We start from the raw sequence: 18,747 nt of genomic DNA on the forward strand, positions 1-18,747 counted from the left end.
TATATTATAGTTAAAATTTTTTTTATTATTTGTCGTTAATTATTCGCTAATAATTCTTTCATTTTCATTTGAAGAATTTTTTTATCAGGTAAATACAATTGATATTTTGAAACAAATATTTTATTGGAAATACTACCCATTGCATACTCAACTAAAACATCGTCTTTGTCTGCCGATAAGATAATTCCAATGGGTTCGTTATCTCCTTCTATGTTTTCTTCTACTTTAAAATAATTCAGATATAAGTTCATTTGTCCAATATCATTGTGTTTGACCGGTCGTGTTTTAAGGTCAATCAACACAAAACATTTTAGTATTCTGTGATAAAATACAAGGTCAATATAAAAATGTTTATTGCGTAATGAAATTTTATATTGCCTTCCAACAAAAGCAAAACCTTTACCGAGTTCAAGTAAAAACAATTCAAGATTGTCGATAATTTTCTGCTCTAATTGTTTTTCAGTAACAGTAATGCTCTGTGGTATTTTTAGAAAATCAAGAACATAAGGGTCTTTTATTATATTGATTGAGGCTTTAGAAATGGATTTGGTTTCTGATAATTTTAAAACGCCTTTTTTGTCTTTGCTTAATACCAATCGTTCAAATAATGATGAATCTATTTGCCTTTCTAATTCTCTTTTCGACCAATTTTCAAGAATACATTGTTTCTCATAAAATTTTCTTGCTAATTCATCCGAAATTCCAATCAATTCAATATAATGGCTCCAGCTTAATTTGGCAGACACTGTTTGCCATTTTGGGTAAGCCAAATAAAATCTTCGCATATCTAATACGTTCCGTCTGCCAAATCCTTTACCATAACGAAAACGTAAATCTTTTGAAAGCCTTGCTAACAAGTCGCTTCCGTACTCAGCACGTTCATGACCGTGTTGCTCAAATTCTACTATGTGTCTGCCAATTTCCCAATTTGCTTTAACCAATTCAACATTAACTGCTTTAATTGCATTTTCTCTTGCTAGTTCAATAGTAAGACCAATGCTATCCAGAAGTTCGTTATATTTATTTTTGGTAGGCTTCATAAAAATAAGTTCGAATTATTTTTCAATTCTTATTCTTGCGTCCACTGCAACTACCTTATCTTTCTTGCCTAACAGCGGATTCAAATCCATTTCAAAAATTTCGGGAGCAACAGTTACAAGGGCTGCTAATCTTACAACGATGTCGGCAAAAATTTCTTCATTCACGCCTTCCTGACCTCTTGCACCTTTAATAATACCGTAGCTTTTCAATGAGCGAATCATTTTTGTTGCTTCATCATTTGTCAATGGAGCAAGCCCGGAATTCACGTCTTTCAAGACTTCTATGAATATTCCGCCAAGTCCGCAAAGCACCATGTGTCCGAATTTTTCTTCTTTCTTTGCTCCGGCAAATAATTCAATTCCCGAAAGCATTGGCTGGATAAGAATAGCAGTCGTATCTTTTATTTTTATCATTCTTTCAAATTCTTTTCCAACTGTGATTGCATCTTTTACATTTAGAACAACACCGCCAACATCCGATTTATGAACCGGTCCTACCACTTTCATTACAACTGGGTAACCTAATTTTTCGGCTGATTTTACAGCATCTTCTTTTGTTTTTACAACAGCTTCACCGGCTCTTGGAATTCCTGCCGCATCAAGTAACGACTGAACTCCATCGGGTGACAGGTAGCCGTTTGCAGCGCCATCAATGATCTTGCGGATTTTTTCTTTATCAATTTCAGGTAATTCAATTTTTTCAGGAGCAGGTTTTGGCGTATGAAATATTCTTGATAATGCATTTCCGAGTGCACCTTCTTCAGGGAAGTTGATTCTTCCTCTTGAAAGGAAATCTTCTATTTCTTTTTCTGCATTGATAATTGAAGGAAGAACAGGGAAGATAGGCTTTTTGCAAGTTTTCATTTTTTCATCGAGTAAGCGGTAAACGTCGTAAACATCAAATAAACCAGGGCTTCCGAAAATAACAACCATTGCATCGATGTTTTCAAAATCATTTTCACATGCATCAATAATTTTTCCTAATTGCTCGGCTGTGCCTGTTGCAAGAAAATCAATAGGATTAGCAACGGATGAACCGGGAAAAAGATTTTCCAATAATTCTTTTGCTTTTGGCCCGTCAATATGAGGAACATCAAGTCCGCCATTTGACAAGGCATCTGTAAGCATTACGGCCGGACCACCGGCATGAGTTACAATTGCAATATTTTTTCCTTTTAATTCTTTGTGCATGAAAATAGATGCAACCGTAGTGAGTTCATCCCGACTGTAGCACCTTACAATTCCTGCTTTGCGGAACAATGCATCAACAGCCACATCGGGCGAAGCAAGTGCACCGGTGTGTGAAGAAGCAGCACGACTGCCTGCATCGGAAGAACCCGATTTGATAGCAGCAATACGGCAACCTTTGCGAATCAATGACGACGCATGTTTCAGCAACATATCCGGTTTCTTGATATTTTCTACATAAAGAATTTTTACTTTCGAACTTTTACCCGGGTCGAAGCTTTCGTCCATATATTTCAATACTTCTTCAACTCCCATTTGAGCCGAGTTCCCAACAGAATAAACACTTGAAAATGTTAATCCTTTTGGCATGCCCGATTCCATAATGAATACGGCAGTCGCACCAGAACCTGAAATGAAATCACAACCCAGCGGATCAAGCCGGGGAATGGGTAATGTAAATACACCGCTGTAATTAGAGTTCAGGAAACCTATACAGTTAGGGCCAATCAAAGAACCATTAACAGAATTGATAATCTCAACTATTTTTTTCTCGATCTTAGCGCCTTCTTCATTTTCTTCGCTGAAGCCTGCTGATAAAATGATAAATGCTTTTGTGTTTTTTTGTTTTGCAAGTATTTCAACAGTCTCAACACAATATTTTGCGGCAATAGCGATTATGGCAAGATCAACCTTGGGTAAATCTTTTACATCGGCAAAAGCTTTCAAACCCTGCACTTCCGGTTCTTTTGGGTTAACAACAAGTATTTCACCTTTAAAATGTCCGTCTTTTAAATTGAATAAAACTTTACCACCCGGTTTGCTTATAGTATTTGAGCCACCTACTACCACTATGTTTTTAGGATTAATTAATTGCTCAGTAATCATAATTTAAAATTTTAATGTTAGATTATTTATATGAAAATTATTTTAGCCTGTATATGCTTATACTTCCTTTAATACTAAAGGGTTTATATAAGAAAAATAAAAAAAAACAGGATGATTTTATTAGAATGAAAAGCGGTCTCTTTCCTTGATATTTGGAAAAATTTTATTTACGTATGGTATTAAAAAATAGAGTATCATTTTCATGGTAAACAACTATTCAAATATAGATAAAATTTTAATTCGATATACGATTTGAGAAATTTTTTATTATAAAAACGAATTCGTGTTATTAATAATATTGAAATTATATTTATTTTCACTTCAAAATTCGGAATATAAAAATATTATTCCTGGTAAAATATAGATTTAGATATTAGATACATTATAATTTTATACAAATGAAAACAAGGCTTACCCTATTTGTTATACTTTTATTTTTTTCTTTCAGATCGTTTGCGCAATTCGATAATTATTTTGAAAATAAAACGTTGCGTATTGATTATTTCCATTCAGGCAACGACTCTACAGAATACTATGCCATGGACGAGTTGCGTGAAGAATCCTTATGGGGCGGTTCCAAAACAAACCTTATTGATACTTTTAATTATGGCAATTATAAATTTGTAGCATATGATAAAGCTTCAGATAAAATAATTTTCACGAAACATTTCTCATCATTATTTGCCGAGTGGTCTACCACTTATGAAGCAAAGATTACTTCTAAAGCTTTTTCGGAAACCGTTACTATGCCTTATCCTAAGGCAACAATTAAAACAGAATTTTATAGTCGGAATAAAAAGAATATATGGGTAAAAAAATTCGAATATACCATCGATCCTTCTAATTATTTTATTTCACATGAAAAGAAAAACAGAAGCAGCAGTTTTAAAATAGTTTATAATGGAGAATCGTCCAAAAAGATTGATATTGTTATTATACCAGATGGATATACCCGCGAAGAAATGGATAAATTCAAAAAAGATTGCGAACGATTTTCGGAATTTATTTTGAATGCATCGCCGTATAAAGAAAATAAGGAAAAATTTAATTTTTGGGGTGTTGAAGCGTGGTCGTTCGATTCGGGACCTGATATTCCCGGCGAAAATATCTGGAAGAATACGGCTGTAAGTACCAGCTTTTATACTTTCGATTCGGAACGCTATCTTATGACCTACGAGAATAAAACACTCCATGATATTGCTGCAAATACGCCATACGACCAGATTTTCATTCTTGTTAATACCAATAAATATGGAGGTGGCGGTATTTATAACTTTTACTCCACTTGTTCTTCTGATAATTTAGCTTCAAATTATGTATGCATTCATGAATTCGGTCATGAATTCGCCGGGCTTGGTGATGAATATTATACATCCGAAGTAGCAACGCAGGGACTGTATCCTTTAGATGTTGAACCATGGGAGCCTAATTTAACTACATTGATAAGTTTTGATAAAAAATGGAAGAACATGGTTTCAAAAGAAACACCTGTTCCTACACCAAATAATGAAAAATATAAAGATGTTGTAGGTGTTTTTGAAGGCGGTGGTTATGAATCAAAAGGTGTGTACCGCCCAATGTTCGATTGTTCAATGAAATCAATTTCGTATGATAATTTCTGCCCTGTTTGTAGAAAAGCAATACAGAATATGATTGATTTTTATACGAAATAAAAAGGTGTTCTTCAAATTATCAAGGTTCAAATTCCAAATTCAAAGGAAAAAATTCCGGAAACAAAAAACTTTGCGAGTGTTATTACTTGCTTCTATTTTTGTTTAGTCTGAGGCTTAAAATATTGTATTTGGTATTTGGAGCTTTAGTCTTGATGCTTGTAATTTGAGATTTCTTTTTACAATAGAAATAAGTATATAACTCTTTTTAAGCCCGTTAATAAAGGGTTATCCTAATTTTACCAATCCATATTTTTATTTTTTAAATTATTTTGTAGTAAGGAAAATTTCCTTATATTAGCAAGGTAAAGAAAACCTATTTTAAAAATATAAATTATATCAGGAGGAATTAAAATGTCAATTACCAAATTAGCACAAATGTTCGATGTGCTGCAAAGCAAAACAAAAAAAAGACTGGTAGCTGCTTACGCAAACGATTCACACACTATTGGCGCAATTAGCGGGGCTATTGATAAAGGTATTGTTGAAGCTACACTTGTAGGTGATGAAGCTACAATAAAAAAAGTTTGTACCGAGCATAAATTTGATGTAAAAAAATTCAAGATCGTACATGAAACGGATGAATGGAAAGCAACACAGAAAGCTGTTGAATTGATTAATGCCGGAGAAGGTGAAATTTTGATGAAAGGTCTTGTTACGAGCGACAAATATATGAGAGCAATCCTGAATAAGGAAAAAGGACTGATGCCAAATCCCAATGCTGTTTTAAGTCATGTATCCGTTGTTGAAAATCCGAATTATCCAAAACTTCTTATTGTTGCTGACGTTGCTATTATTCCTCTTCCCGACCTGAAACAAAAAATAGTGATGACAAATTACCTTATCGATACTGCTCATGCATTGGGTATTGATAATCCTAAAGTTGCTCTTCTTGCAGCCACAGAACAAATGTCATTAGGTATGCCTGCGTGTATTGAAGCAGCAATTATTGCTAAAATGGCCGATCGCGGACAAATAAAAGGAGCTATAGTTGACGGACCTCTTGCATTTGACGGATGTATCGACAGGGAAAGCTGTGAAATAAAGAAACTGAAAAGTCCTATCCAGGGTGATGCAGATTGTATACTGTTCCCAAATATTGAATCAGGAAATGTGTTCTTTAAAATGAACAACAAACTTTGTAAAGGTGAATTAGGAGCTGTTGTTTTTGGAGCAAAGGTACCCTGTGTTCTTACATCCAGGGGCGATAGCGAAATGACAAAACTTTACAGTATTGCATTAAGCGCGATGCTTGCAAAATAAATTTAATTTCTAAACCCGCTTATATTAAAATTCAATTCTTATGGAGCATTTGATCCTAGTGGTGAATCCCGGTTCTACTTCTACAAAGATTGCTGTTTACGAAGGTCGTAAACAGATTTTTCTGAAGAAAATCAGACATCTTCAGGAAATTTTGCAGCAGTTCGACATGATTGCCGACCAGTTTGAATTCCGTAAGAATACCATAGACGATGAACTAAGCAAAGCAGGAATAAATATCAAAAATATTTCAATTGTTGTTGGCAGGGGAGGATTACTTAAACCTATTGCCGGCGGTGTTTACAAGGTAAATGATGCCATGATTCATGATATATACCACCCCATGGGGGAACACGAATCGAACCTGGGAGGGCTTATTGCTTATGAATTGGCAAAGGAGATAAATAGAAAAGTAATGGCAATAATTGTCGACCCTACGTGTGTTGACGAGATGGAAGATATTGCTCGTATTTCGGGAATGCCGGAATTGCCGCGTAAAAGTTTTCTTCATGCATTGAACCAGCGAGCTGTTGCCCGAATGTATGCACGCGATATTGGGAAAAAATATGAAGAGATAAATGTGATTGTTGCACATATGGGTGGAGGACTTTCTGTTGGTGCACATCGTAAAGGAAGAATCATTGATGTGAATAATGGTCTTAATGGCGAAGGTCCTATGTCGCCTGAACGCAGCGGAGGTTTACCTGTAGGTCAACTTGTGGAATTATGTTTTTCAAATAAATTTTCCAAAGCGGAAATACTTCGTAAGATAAAAGGCAAAGGAGGATTAACAGCTTATCTTGGAACTTCCGATGCTCTGGAAATAGAAAAACGAATAGAACAGGGTGATGAATACGCTAAATTGATTTATAATGCCATGTCATACCAGGTAGCTAAAGAGATAGGCGCATTAAGCGCTGTTCTTCATGGAGAGGTTGACGGAATATTACTGACAGGTGGAATTGCCTATGGTGAAATGGTTACAAGCTTCATTACTGAAATGGTAAAACATTTAGGTCCTGTAAAAGTTTATCCCGGCGAGGGAGAAATGGAAGCACTGGCATTGAATGGATACCTTGTTTTATCGGGCGAAGTGGAAGTAAAAGAATATGTTTAAAATGTTTTTATGAATGTTTAACCGGAATATATTATTCCGGTTTTTTTATTTTTATCACAAGAGTTCATGGTCGATAAAACGTTTTCTAAATCTTTCTAAAAACCCCGGAACTGGATGCATTGCATGTCCTTCCGAAAAACATCCCGAAGAATGGTATTGCTCGTGGAAGTTTTTTATTAATTAATGTAAAATATTTTTTATCCGAATAAATTACTGAACACTTCTTCAATCTTTCTTACGGGAATAATTTTAATTCCTTTACTTTTATAATCAATACCTTTTTGATTATAGGAAGAAATGATGATTTGTTCAAAGCCTAATTTTTCAGCTTCTGAAACTCTTTGTTCTATGCGGTTCACAGGACGTATTTCGCCCGATAATCCCACTTCTGCTGCTAAGCAAATTTTTGGACTTACCGGAATATCTTCATTCGATGAAAGTACTGCACTAACAACAGCAAGGTCAATAGCAGGGTCGTCAACACGAATACCCCCGGCAATGTTGAGAAATACATCTTTTATTCCCAACCTGAAACCACAACGTTTTTCAAGAACTGCGAGTAACATGTTTAACCTGCGAATATCGAAGCCTGTAGCCGAACGTTGCGGAGTACCATAAGCAGCGCTGCTTACCAAAGCTTGTGTTTCAATCAACATGGGTCGCATTCCTTCAACCATTGCAGCAATAGCAACACCGCTCAACTGTTCATCACGTTGTGATAATAATATTTCGGATGGATTGGTTACTTCGCGTAATCCTGAATTTTGCATTTCAAAAATTCCTAATTCGGAAGTTGAACCAAAACGATTTTTTGTTGCTCTTAATATGCGGTACCCATGATTCCTGTCGCCTTCAAATTGTAAAACCGTATCGACCATATGTTCCAATACTTTTGGACCTGCAATAGTTCCGTCTTTTGTAATATGTCCTATTAGAAAAACAGGTGTGGCTGTTTCTTTGGCATAACGATTCATTTCAGCTGCGCACTCACGTATCTGCGATATGCTTCCGGCTGATGATTCAATTATGGCTGTGGATAAGGTTTGTATGGAATCAATAACCACCATATCCGGTTGTGTTTCCTGGAGGTGATTAAAAATATTTTGAGTTGATGTTTCCGTAAGAATAAAACAGTCTTCATTTTTTATGCCTATGCGTTCTGCACGCATTCGCAACTGTTGGTCGCTTTCTTCACCGGTGATATAAAGTACTTTTGCATTTTTAATATTCAATGCAATTTGCAAAAGCAATGTAGATTTTCCAATTCCGGGTTCACCACCAATTAAAACTACCGAACCGGGGACCAATCCGCCGCCAAGAACACGATTCAATTCCTGACTATTAGTATTCATGCGTTGTTCCGATGAAGTTGAAATTTCATTTATTTTTTGTGGGATATTCGATTTTAATGAATTTTTTATTGATACTTCTTTCGAGGACTTCTGAATAACTTCTTCAACAAATGTATTCCATTCATTACATGAAGGGCAACGTCCCATCCATTTAGGCGATTGTGCTCCGCAGTTCTGGCAAAAAAAAGTAGTTTTGATTTTTGACATCAGGAAGAAAAGAAATTATTTTTTTATAAATTCATAATACTGATAATTTGCATTTTCATCACGGTACAATTCCAGGTGCTTATTTGTGAGTTTCATAATTTTATATTCACCAACCATGTATTTATTATTACATTCCGTAATTTTTAAGTATCGGGTTAATCTTTTTATTTTAATGATATATGTACCGTAAGATAAAGTATCAAAGGTTGAATTAGCTGTATTTTTTTTCATGTAAATATATCCATCCATCAATGTCCATTCCTGTGTATTAGTACTCATACTGTTGACATCAACCATTCTCCAATCTCCATCAATTTTATTTTCAATTTTTTGTTTGCATGAAAAAAAAATTATTGAAAAAAAAGCTATGATAAAAAAAAGATATTTATAAGATCTCTTCATTCATTATTAAATTTATGGCTAAAATAAGTAATAACTTAAATGATTTCAAGAAAAAATACTTAAATTAATTTTATTTTTTCAATAATAGAAGTTGTAGAATATCCTTCAAGAAAATCAATAGTAATTATTTTCCCACCTTTTGATTTTACAATATCATTTCCCACAATTTCTTCGGCTTTATAATCACTTCCTTTAATAAGAATATCAGGTGTTATAGTTTTTATCAATTCGTATGGAGTGTCTTCATCAAAAAGCACAACAGCATCAACAAAGAATAAAGATGCTAAAAACAATGCTCTTGTTTCCTCATTGTTTATAGGTCTTTTCTCTCCTTTTATATTTTTTACGGATTTATCTGTATTCAACCCGATAATTAAAATATTTCCATTATCAGCAGCTTTGGATAGGTAATCGATATGTCCTAAATGAATGATATCAAAGCATCCGTTAGTAAAAACAATGGATTGGTTTTTAAACTTCCAGAAAGCCAAATGACGTTTAAGTTTAATTAAATCTTCTTCTTTACTGAAATGAAAGATTTTTGATTGTGCAAATTCGTTTGTATTCATGTTATAATTTCTTTTTTCTTTTTATCGGATAAAAATAAAATAAGCCATGAGATACTTCCAACAATTATTATCATGAACCATTGTGTGAAATACACGATATTCGCGAATGAAAATGCAGGAATTTCTGAAATTTTATACAATCCTGATAATGTAATTTTGACAAAATATTGATAAGCACCAATACCACCGGGTGTAGGAGCCAAAGTGCCAATACTTCCAAGCGCCATAACGGTTAATGCATCAATAAAATTACGCTCACTTGTAGCACTTACAGCAAAAAAACTGATATAGATTGTCAGAGTATAAAATCCCCATAGCAGGATAGAATAAAAAATAAAAAGCTTTTTATTTTTTACATTTTTTATTGTCTTTACTCCTTCCCAGAAACCTTTAATTAAATCAATTATTTTATGAAACAATTTCAGTTTACGCAACATAGGCAGGCATAAACGGTACACGATAATTATCAGTAAACAAATTCCTATAAAACTTCCTGTGATTATTAATAATGCAGCAGAACTATTTGGAAATTTTGAAGACAAAGGTTCAAAAATATTTTTATAAATAAATTTTTCAAGAAATGATAATTGCGATAAAATGGTAATAATAAGAATAACCAACATAGTTATAACATCAAATGCTCTTTCGGCAATTACTGTTCCGATTACCGAATTTACCGGAACCTTATGATGGCGTGCAAGCACACCGCAACGTGTGATTTCGCCTAAACGCGGAACAGCTATATTTACGAAATAGCCTATCATTACAGCATAAAATGTGGTGTGTGTTTTTACTTTGATATTTAAAGGTTCCAGAAGTTGATTCCATCTTAATGCCCTGATGATATGGCTAACCAACATTGTAATAATTGCCAGTGCAATCCATCGATAATCAGCTTTTTTAATTTCAATAAGAATACTGTCGATATTTTCGCCGCGAATGGCAAGCCAAAATAAGACACCACCTATTGCAAGAAAAAACAGGTACTTTAAAACAGAAAGGATTTTCTTTTTCACAAAATTATTTTAACCGATTATTATGACCGGGGAAAACAATGGTAGGCTTAAAGTTTTTCGCTTCTTCAAAATCCATAGAAGCAAATGAAATTACAATTACCACATCACCGGGAGCGGCTTTACGTGCTGCAGCACCATTAAGACAAATGGTTCCCGATCCTTTTTCGCCTTTTATAATATACGTTTCAAGCCTTTCGCCATTGTTAATATTAACAACCTGTACTTTTTCATACTCAATCATATTGGCCGCATTCAATAGATCTTCATCAATAGTAATACTGCCCACATAATTAATATTAGCATCAGTTACAACTGCTCTGTGGATTTTTGATTTTAATACTTGAATTTGCATAGCGGCGCAAAATTACAAAATTTTTATATTATCTATCAAACGAATTTTTCCGGCAAAAACAGCAATGCATGCAGTGTAATGTTTTTCTTCGTTTATTTTTAATGCAGGAACAAGAGTATCGCTTTCTACTATTTCAAAATATTCCAGTTTTAATAATGAATGGCTGTTTATTTTTTCTTTAACTATATTTTTAATATTATCAATACTTTCATTCTTTGTAAGTTCTTTTGCTTCTTTTAATGTTTTATATATTATAGGAGCCTGAATTCTTTCTTCTGCATTCAACCTTTGATTTCTTGAACTCATTGCAAGTCCGTCGGCTTCCCTGATTGTTGCACAGGGAATTATTTCAACAGGTATATTTAATTTTTTCACAAGATATTTTATTATAGTCAATTGCTGAAAATCTTTTTCACCAAAATATGCTTTGTCGGGTTTTATTAATAAAAAAAATTTCTTTACAATTACCGAAACACCATTAAAATGCCCCGGTCTGAATTTTCCTTCCATGACTTTATCAAGTCCATCTAAATTAATCTGTTCAATTTTTGATTCAGGATACATTTCGCTTTCGGAAGGTACAAAAATAAAATCTACTCCTATCTGTGTAAAAAGTTCAATGTCAGACTTTAATGTTCTTGGATATTTTTTTAAATCTTCAGAATTATTAAATTGAGTAGGGTTAACAAAAATACTGCAAATACATACGTCATTTTCTGTCTTAGCTCTTGATGCCAAAGCCAGATGCCCTTTGTGAATTGCTCCCATTGTGGGAACAAATCCAATACTTTTATTTTCCTCCTTTATCCTGGAAATGATTTGTTCTAATTCAAATTTATTATATATGAGTCTCATACGTAGTAATTTAAACTTTAATATTAGTTAAAACGATAAAATAAAGTGCAAATCTATTACGAATTACTTGAATTATTGCTAAAATTTTATTAATTTTGCAATTCCGTTTGAAAGACCAAAACACAAACATACACATGGAAAAAACTAAAGTTCTTTTTGTACAGCAAGAAATTATTCCCTACCTGAAAGATAGCCATATGGGTATTATTGGCAGGTACCTTCCTCAGGGAATACAGGAAAAAGGCAGAGAAATAAGGACATTTATGCCTCGTTATGGTTGCATTAATGAAAGAAGGAATCAACTTCATGAAGTGATTCGCCTTTCAGGAATGAATTTAATTATTAATGATACTGACCATCCACTGATCATTAAAGTAGCTTCTATCCAGTCGGCCAGAATGCAAATATATTTTATCGATAATGAAGATTATTTTCAAAGGAAACAAGTATTCTGTGACTCATCAAATAAATTTTTCAAAGATAATGATGAAAGAGCAATTTTCTTTGCCAGGGGTGTTTTGGAAACAGTAAAAAAATTAGGCTGGGCTCCTGATATTGTTCATTGCCACGGATGGATGACCAGCATGATGCCTATTTATCTTAAGAAAGCATTTGTTGATAATCCTTTATTCACGGATACTAAAGTTATTTATTCAGTATACAATGATGATTTTGATACTCCGTTTAGTAAAGATTTTTCAGAAAAAATAATGTTACCGGGAATATCTCAAAATGATATTACACATTATAAAAAACCTACTTTTAACAATATTACCAAAGCTGCTATTGATTTTTCTGATGGTGTTATTATTGGTAGTCCTGATGTAAATCAGGATATCGTTAAATACCTTAACCAGATTGATAAGCCTGTACTCAACTTCCAGTCGATGGATACATATGTTGATGCCTATAATGAATTTTATGATGAAATATTAGTTAATGAGCATATACTAAGCAATTAAATTCTTCGTTACATTTGCACTCAAATTTAATATTAATTGCTTTGAAACGAATTTCATTAAACTCTACTTCATTCTACATTACATTATTTTTTGTAGTATCAATATTCTGGTTCGCTTGTGAGAAACCATCGGAAATAGGACTCGAGATTCAACCTCCGGGAGATAAACTAAACGTTGTTTATTGCGATACCATAACACTTAATACCTACTCGGTACTTGAAGATCCCATTCTTACCAATTCAACTGCATATAATCTTTTAGGGAGTTATTATGATCCTATATTCGGAAAAAATTCGGCAAGTTTTTATTCTCAAATGAGAATATCTTCAAATGCTCCTACGTTTGGTTCTAATCCGGTTTGCGATTCACTTGTCCTGTCGCTTCGTTATGCAAATTATTATGGAGATACTTTGACACCACAAACTGTTAGAGTTTACAGGGTTGCTGAAGATTTTTATAAAGACAGCTCTTACTATTCAAATAAAGAACTTCAAATTACTGGCGAATTATTAGGTTCAAAAACATTTTATCCTCATCCTATAGATAGTATTGTAGTAGATAGCGAAAAGTATCCTGCACATTTAAGGATTCCTTTGGATAAATCATTAGGCAATATATTTTTAGGATTAGCAGGCAGTAGTGTATTATCTGACAACACCAATTTTCTTGATTATTTCAAAGGGTTATATGTAACCACAACACCTGTGAACGGAAATGGTGAAGGATGTATCATGGCCTTTAACTTACTTAGCTCATTATCGAACGTGGCATTATATTATAAAAATGATGATAATGACACCACCTCGATGAAATTTTATTTTGTATTTAATGAATATTCTGCCCGTTTTAATCATTATAATCATTCAAATTATTTATATGCTGATCCGTATCTTAGAAGTGAAATTTATGGCGATACTACTAAAGGCGATAGCCTGCTTTATCTTCAGGGGACAGCCGGTTTAAAAGTCAAGATAAAATATCCATATTTAAATAACCTGACTAATGCAGGAAAAATTGCTATAAATAATGCGGAAATGATTATTCCTGTAGAAGAAAATGGTTTAAATACGGATAAATATAATCCTCCAAGTAAATTGATATTACTGGAAGAGAAAGATGGAAGTATCCGTTATCTGTTGGATCAGTCGAATTCATATTTTGGAGGAACTTACGACACAACCAATTTGCAATATAAATTTAATATTTCTCAACATATTCAACAGGTTATTGATGGAGTTAAAGAAAACCTTGGTTTAAGTTTAATGGTTTATCCTACTTATAGACCTAATTATCCAAACAGGGTAGTTATAAAAGGCTGCAGACGTCAATCAGAAAAAATACGTCTTATAATAACGTATACCAAACTTTATTAAATAAATAATTTATGTGTGGAATAGTAGCATATATAGGACCGCGTCAAGCGTATCCTATTTTAATGAAAGGCTTGTACCGTCTGGAATACAGAGGATACGACAGTGCCGGTATTGCCCTTATTGATAAAGAACTTAATCTTTATAAGTGCCATGGAAAAGTTGCCGATCTGGAAAAACATGTAAAAGACCTGAACACTAAAGGTACAATAGGAATTGCTCACACCCGTTGGGCTACACATGGCGAACCCAGTGATGTTAATGCACATCCTCATTATTCACAGAATAAAGAAATCGCTTTAATACATAATGGTATTATTGAAAATTACGCATACCTGAAACAGGAACTTATAAACAGGGGATATAAATTTACAAGCGATACTGATACTGAAGTCCTGGTTTATCTTATTGAAGATATCCGTAAACACGAAGAAGTTGATTTGGTAGAAGCATTACGAATAGCATTAAATGAAGTAATTGGAACCTATGCTATTGTAATTATTTCAAAAGACGATCCCGATACACTTGTTGGCGCACGCAAGGGAAGCCCTATGGTTGTGGGCGTAGGAAAAGATGAAATGTTCATAGCATCTGATCCCACTCCTATTATTGAATACACAAAAAAAGTTGTTTATCTCAACGATGAAGAAATCACAATAATAAAGCGTAATGGAGACCTGAAAATACTTACTATAGGTAATAAAGAGAAAACCCCTTATATACAAAAGCTGGAACTTCAACTTGAATCCATTGAAAAAGGTGGTTTTCCTCATTTCATGTTGAAGGAAATTTACGAACAACCCCGTTCGATAAAAGACAGTATGCGCGGACGTTTAAATATCGCAAAAGAAATTGTAGCCTTAGGTGGTATTATTGATTATGAAGAAAAATTTCTGAATGCAAAACGTATCATTATTATTGCCTGCGGAACATCCTGGCATGCCGGACTTGTTGGTGAATACCTGTTTGAAGATTTTGCCCGAATACCTGTTGAAGTTGAATACGCTTCGGAATTCCGGTACAGGAATCCAATTATAAATGAAAATGATATTGTTATTGCCATTTCGCAAAGTGGTGAAACAGCCGATACGCTTGCAGCTATAGAACTCGCAAAAAGCAAAGGAGCAACAATAATTGGAATATGTAATGTTGTTGGATCATCTATTCCCCGTGCTACTCATGCCGGTTCATACACTCATGCCGGACCTGAAATTGGTGTTGCTTCAACAAAAGCTTTTACAGCACAGGTTACTGTACTTGCACTGATGGCGCTTACTATAGCACAAAAAAAAGGAACGGTTTCACGTTCCCGATTACATGAAATTATTACCGAACTTGAAAGTATTCCAGAAAAAGTTGAGAAAACTTTAAAATCAAACGATAGCATAAAAGCTATTGCTGAAATATTCCATAATGCCCGTAATTTCTTATATCTTGGCAGGGGTTACAACTTCCCTGTAGCGTTGGAAGGAGCATTAAAGCTGAAAGAAATTTCGTATATACATGCCGAAGGTTATCCGGCAGCAGAAATGAAACATGGTCCTATTGCATTGATTGACGAAAAAATGCCTGTGGTTGTTATTGCTACAAAAAAGGGGACCTACGAAAAAGTAATTAGTAACATACAGGAAGTCAAAGCTCGTAAAGGTGTAATAATAGCAATAGTTACCGAAGGCGATACTACAGTTAAAGACCTTGCTGATTATATTATTGAAATTCCGGAAACAGAAGAAATGTTTGTTCCGTTGGTTGCCACTATTCCATTACAGTTGTTGGCTTATCATATTGCTGTTTTACGCGGTTGTAATGTTGACCAGCCCCGAAACCTTGCTAAATCGGTAACTGTAGAGTAAAATATTTATTTGAATGAAATAAGAAAGGCGTTGATGTGTTCGACGCCTTTTGTTTTTTGTTACTTTCTTATGCAATGCTCTGAAAAAGTAACAAACCTAATTGCTTCGCACCATATTTCGACAAGCTCAATATGACCGGATGCTCGATCAGGCTGAGTTCATCGAAGCCTGATGATGATATGAAATAAACATTTTTCTTTCCACCTTCAACTGTAAACTAAACCAGTTGCTCCACCTTTAACCGTTAAACAAAATTTTTCCTTCGCGCCATATTTCGATAAACTCAATATGACTGGATGCTCGGGAGGGTTTGTGGGGTATAGAGGTATAAAGGTATAGGTTATTAAGTTCTTGACACAGTTTATAGAACAGACTCATGGAGGTATAAGGTATAAAGGTATAGGAGCGTTCAAATGAGTCTCGGGGGTATACATACGACCCCGGGAGTTGCTCATGGGCTTTTTGCCACCTTTCTTTATTATGTTACTAATGTAATACCGGTTAAATCGGCTCTTCCGTTCTTCAGGAATGCGTAGGTGATACGGTCGGACTTACAGTCGACAAACTTTAAGTGTTTCAGACTTTTGTTCTTAAAGAATGTGTTAATAAGCATTGCATCACGAAATGTTACCCTGTAAAAGGCGCAGTTCTCAAAACAACAATCCTCTATAGTACCTTCGAAAACCGTATCGTCAATCGCCATTCCAATAAATGAGCTGCGGTTCCATATTACGTTTTCAATGGTATTTTTCTGTAAGTTGCCCGATTTGAACATTGCCCCTGTAAAATCGGCGCCTGAGAAATCGCAGCCGCCAATGTTGCTATCCGAAAATTCGGTCTCTTGCAGTTTACAGTCCCTGAACAGGTTGTTGCCCAAGTTTGATTTCCTGATATGGCTCCTGCTAAGGTTGGAGCCTGAGAAATCGCAGCCTTCAACATTATTGCTTTTTAACAGTAGCCCCGACAGATCCGAACCAATGAACAGGCAGCGCAACATGTTGGACGAACTGAATTTATCGTGCAGGTTCTTTAAACCTGAAAAATCGGCATCGGTCCAGTTCCCGCGCGACATATCCCAGCCGGGCTTTTTATCCTGCTTTGCTGAGTGTATTTCAGCCGCAGGCTCAGCCGGTGCAGTTTCGGTGGCTGCCGATTGCAGGCTTTCGGAAAAGTAGTTCAGGTCGACACCCAGTATTTCGGCAAGGCGGTTAAAAGTAATGATGTCGGGCATCGATTCGCCGCGCTCCCATTTCCCTACTGCCTGAGCGCTTATGAATAAACGTTCGGCAAGCTGTGCCTGTGATATATTTATTTTCTTTCGTGCTTCTGCAATTTTATTGCCGATGCTCTTTGTATTTAACATAGGTATTTCCTCCGCGGTTTTATTATTTTTTCTGACACTACAAAGATATTGGGCTTGGTTTGCGGAATCAAAAAAAATCAAAAACTTTTAATTGTAATTACGCTATTTATAGTTGTTATTTAACAACTATGGGTGGTATTTGTAGGGATTATATAAAAAAATAGCCCCGAATGAATACGAGGCTACACTATATAGTAGTTCTAATGAAGTACTTTTTTTGAGTTAATAAAAATAACTTTTTTTATCTTACTTTTTAAAACAGTACCTCTTATTTTTTATTTCGGATCATAAGCCCATTTCAGGTAAATTGCACCCCAGGTAAATCCTGCGCCAAAGGCTGCTAATATTAAATTATCGCCTTTTTTTAGTTTGGATTCCCATTCCCACAAACATAAAGGAATTGTTGCAGATGTGGTGTTTCCAAATTTTTCAATATTGATCATTACTTTTTCTTTCGGAAGTTTCATGCGGTTACCGGTTGCTTCAATAATACGCAAATTTGCCTGATGAGGTACTAACCATGCAATATCATCGGAAGTAAGATTATTACGTTTCATTATATCAACTGAAACATCCGCCATTTTCGAAACAGCCCATTTGAAAACAGGCTGACCTTCCTGGTAAATGAAATGTTCGCGGGCATTAATGGTTTCGTGTGAAGCAGGTTTTACCGAACCTCCGGCTTTTTGATGTAAATGAATTCGACCTATACCATCAACCTGAAGCATAGAATCCATTACACCAAGATCTTCCATTGTAGGTTCAAGCAGTACAGCTCCTGCGCCATCACCAAAAATAGGGCAGGTGGCCCTGTCGGTATAATCAACTATTGAGGACATTTTTTCGGCGCCCACCACCACCACTTTTTTATTTGAACCACATTCAACGAATTTTGAGGCAGTATGGAGTGCATATAAAAACCCTGAACAACCTGCATTCAAATCGAAGCTGAATGCATTTTTTATTCCGACTTTATCGCTGATAATATTAGCTGTTGCCGGAAATTGCATATCAGGTGTAACTGTTGCGCAAATTAAAAGATCTATTTCCTCAGGCTTAGTATTTGTTTTTTCTAAAAGTTTTTTTACAGCTTCGGCGCCAATATCAGAAGTTCCTTTCCCTGCTTCCTTTATTATCCTTCTTTCTTTAATACCTATACGGGTCATTATCCATTCATCAGATGTATCAACCATTTGGCTTAATTCATCATTTGTCAGAATATATTCAGGCAATGCTCCTTGAATACCTGTTATTGCTGCCCTGATTTTTGACATTTAAATAATATT

At 34.8% G+C, this 18,747-nt stretch carries 17 protein-coding genes; 7 read left to right on the top strand and 10 right to left on the bottom strand.

The window, feature by feature from the left end:
* Positions 1-35: 35 nt before the first annotated feature.
* Both PKK00_02185 and PKK00_02190 read right to left on the bottom strand, forming a co-directional pair.
* Positions 36-1,040 carry a PDDEXK nuclease domain-containing protein gene (locus PKK00_02185; protein HNW97204.1) on the bottom strand — a complete coding sequence of 335 codons (1,005 nt, stop codon included), beginning with the start codon at positions 1,038-1,040 and terminating at the stop codon, positions 36-38.
* A 15-nt stretch (positions 1,041-1,055) separates the two neighbouring features.
* On the bottom strand, positions 1,056-3,113 hold the full coding sequence (locus tag PKK00_02190; GenBank protein HNW97205.1) for an acetate--CoA ligase family protein: 2,058 nt from the start codon (positions 3,111-3,113) through the stop codon (positions 1,056-1,058).
* 398 nt (positions 3,114-3,511) lie between these two features.
* Here PKK00_02190 and PKK00_02195 point away from each other — a divergent pair, with 398 nt between their 5' ends.
* From PKK00_02195 to PKK00_02210, 4 genes are all read left to right on the top strand, one after another.
* The gene (locus PKK00_02195) at positions 3,512-4,786 is read left to right on the top strand and encodes a M64 family metallopeptidase (protein HNW97206.1); all 1,275 of its coding nucleotides are present in this window, start codon (positions 3,512-3,514) and stop codon (positions 4,784-4,786) included.
* A 351-nt stretch (positions 4,787-5,137) separates the two neighbouring features.
* Complete coding sequence (locus PKK00_02200) at positions 5,138-6,046, top strand: phosphate acyltransferase (protein ID HNW97207.1); 909 nt, start codon at positions 5,138-5,140, stop codon at positions 6,044-6,046.
* A 40-nt stretch (positions 6,047-6,086) separates the two neighbouring features.
* Entirely contained in the window at positions 6,087-7,160 is a 1,074-nt protein-coding gene (gene buk / locus PKK00_02205; protein HNW97208.1) for a butyrate kinase, read from the top strand.
* 13 nt (positions 7,161-7,173) lie between these two features.
* Complete coding sequence (locus PKK00_02210; GenBank protein HNW97209.1) at positions 7,174-7,344, top strand: hypothetical protein; 171 nt, start codon at positions 7,174-7,176, stop codon at positions 7,342-7,344.
* A 13-nt stretch (positions 7,345-7,357) separates the two neighbouring features.
* On the opposite strand, the gene radA is transcribed toward PKK00_02210, so the two are convergent.
* Genes radA through panC form a run of 6 tightly spaced genes read right to left on the bottom strand, consistent with a single transcriptional unit; the run spans position 7,358 to position 11,913 of the window.
* Positions 7,358-8,719: a DNA repair protein RadA gene (gene radA / locus PKK00_02215; GenBank protein HNW97210.1), complete on the bottom strand. Its 1,362-nt coding sequence runs from the start codon at positions 8,717-8,719 to the stop codon at positions 7,358-7,360.
* Between the two features lie 15 nt (positions 8,720-8,734).
* A complete protein-coding gene (locus PKK00_02220) occupies positions 8,735-9,121 on the bottom strand; it encodes a hypothetical protein (GenBank protein HNW97211.1) in 387 nt (128 codons plus the stop codon).
* Between the two features lie 59 nt (positions 9,122-9,180).
* Entirely contained in the window at positions 9,181-9,690 is a 510-nt protein-coding gene (gene rfaE2 / locus PKK00_02225) for a D-glycero-beta-D-manno-heptose 1-phosphate adenylyltransferase (GenBank protein ID HNW97212.1), read from the bottom strand.
* Entirely contained in the window at positions 9,687-10,706 is a 1,020-nt protein-coding gene (locus PKK00_02230; protein ID HNW97213.1) for a lysylphosphatidylglycerol synthase transmembrane domain-containing protein, read from the bottom strand. The genes rfaE2 and PKK00_02230 overlap by 4 nt, the downstream gene beginning before the upstream one ends.
* A gap of 4 nt (positions 10,707-10,710) precedes the next feature.
* A complete protein-coding gene (locus PKK00_02235; protein HNW97214.1) occupies positions 10,711-11,058 on the bottom strand; it encodes an aspartate 1-decarboxylase in 348 nt (115 codons plus the stop codon).
* 12 nt (positions 11,059-11,070) lie between these two features.
* On the bottom strand, positions 11,071-11,913 hold the full coding sequence (gene panC / locus PKK00_02240) for a pantoate--beta-alanine ligase (protein HNW97215.1): 843 nt from the start codon (positions 11,911-11,913) through the stop codon (positions 11,071-11,073).
* Positions 11,914-12,047: 134 nt separating this feature from the next.
* On the opposite strand from panC, the gene PKK00_02245 reads away from it, so the two are divergent.
* From PKK00_02245 to glmS, 3 genes are read left to right on the top strand one after another with little or no spacing between them, the layout of a single operon-like run.
* Positions 12,048-12,875, top strand: coding sequence for a glycogen/starch synthase (locus PKK00_02245; protein ID HNW97216.1), 828 nt, complete (start codon positions 12,048-12,050; stop codon positions 12,873-12,875).
* Between the two features lie 41 nt (positions 12,876-12,916).
* The gene (locus tag PKK00_02250; GenBank protein ID HNW97217.1) at positions 12,917-14,248 is read left to right on the top strand and encodes a DUF4270 domain-containing protein; all 1,332 of its coding nucleotides are present in this window, start codon (positions 12,917-12,919) and stop codon (positions 14,246-14,248) included.
* A gap of 11 nt (positions 14,249-14,259) precedes the next feature.
* Positions 14,260-16,098, top strand: a complete 1,839-nt coding sequence (gene glmS / locus PKK00_02255) for a glutamine--fructose-6-phosphate transaminase (isomerizing) (GenBank protein ID HNW97218.1) — start codon at positions 14,260-14,262, stop codon at positions 16,096-16,098.
* Positions 16,099-16,576: 478 nt separating this feature from the next.
* On the opposite strand, the gene PKK00_02260 is transcribed toward glmS, so the two are convergent.
* Positions 16,577-17,461 (bottom strand): pentapeptide repeat-containing protein, encoded by an 885-nt coding sequence (locus PKK00_02260; protein HNW97219.1) that lies wholly within the window; start codon positions 17,459-17,461, stop codon positions 16,577-16,579.
* Between the two features lie 275 nt (positions 17,462-17,736).
* Positions 17,737-18,735, bottom strand: coding sequence for a beta-ketoacyl-ACP synthase III (locus tag PKK00_02265; GenBank protein HNW97220.1), 999 nt, complete (start codon positions 18,733-18,735; stop codon positions 17,737-17,739).
* Between the last annotated feature and the right edge of the window lie 12 nt (positions 18,736-18,747).

This window comes from Bacteroidales bacterium, from assembly GCA_035353855.1.
Lineage (GTDB): Bacteria > Bacteroidota > Bacteroidia > Bacteroidales > CG2-30-32-10 > DAOQAK01.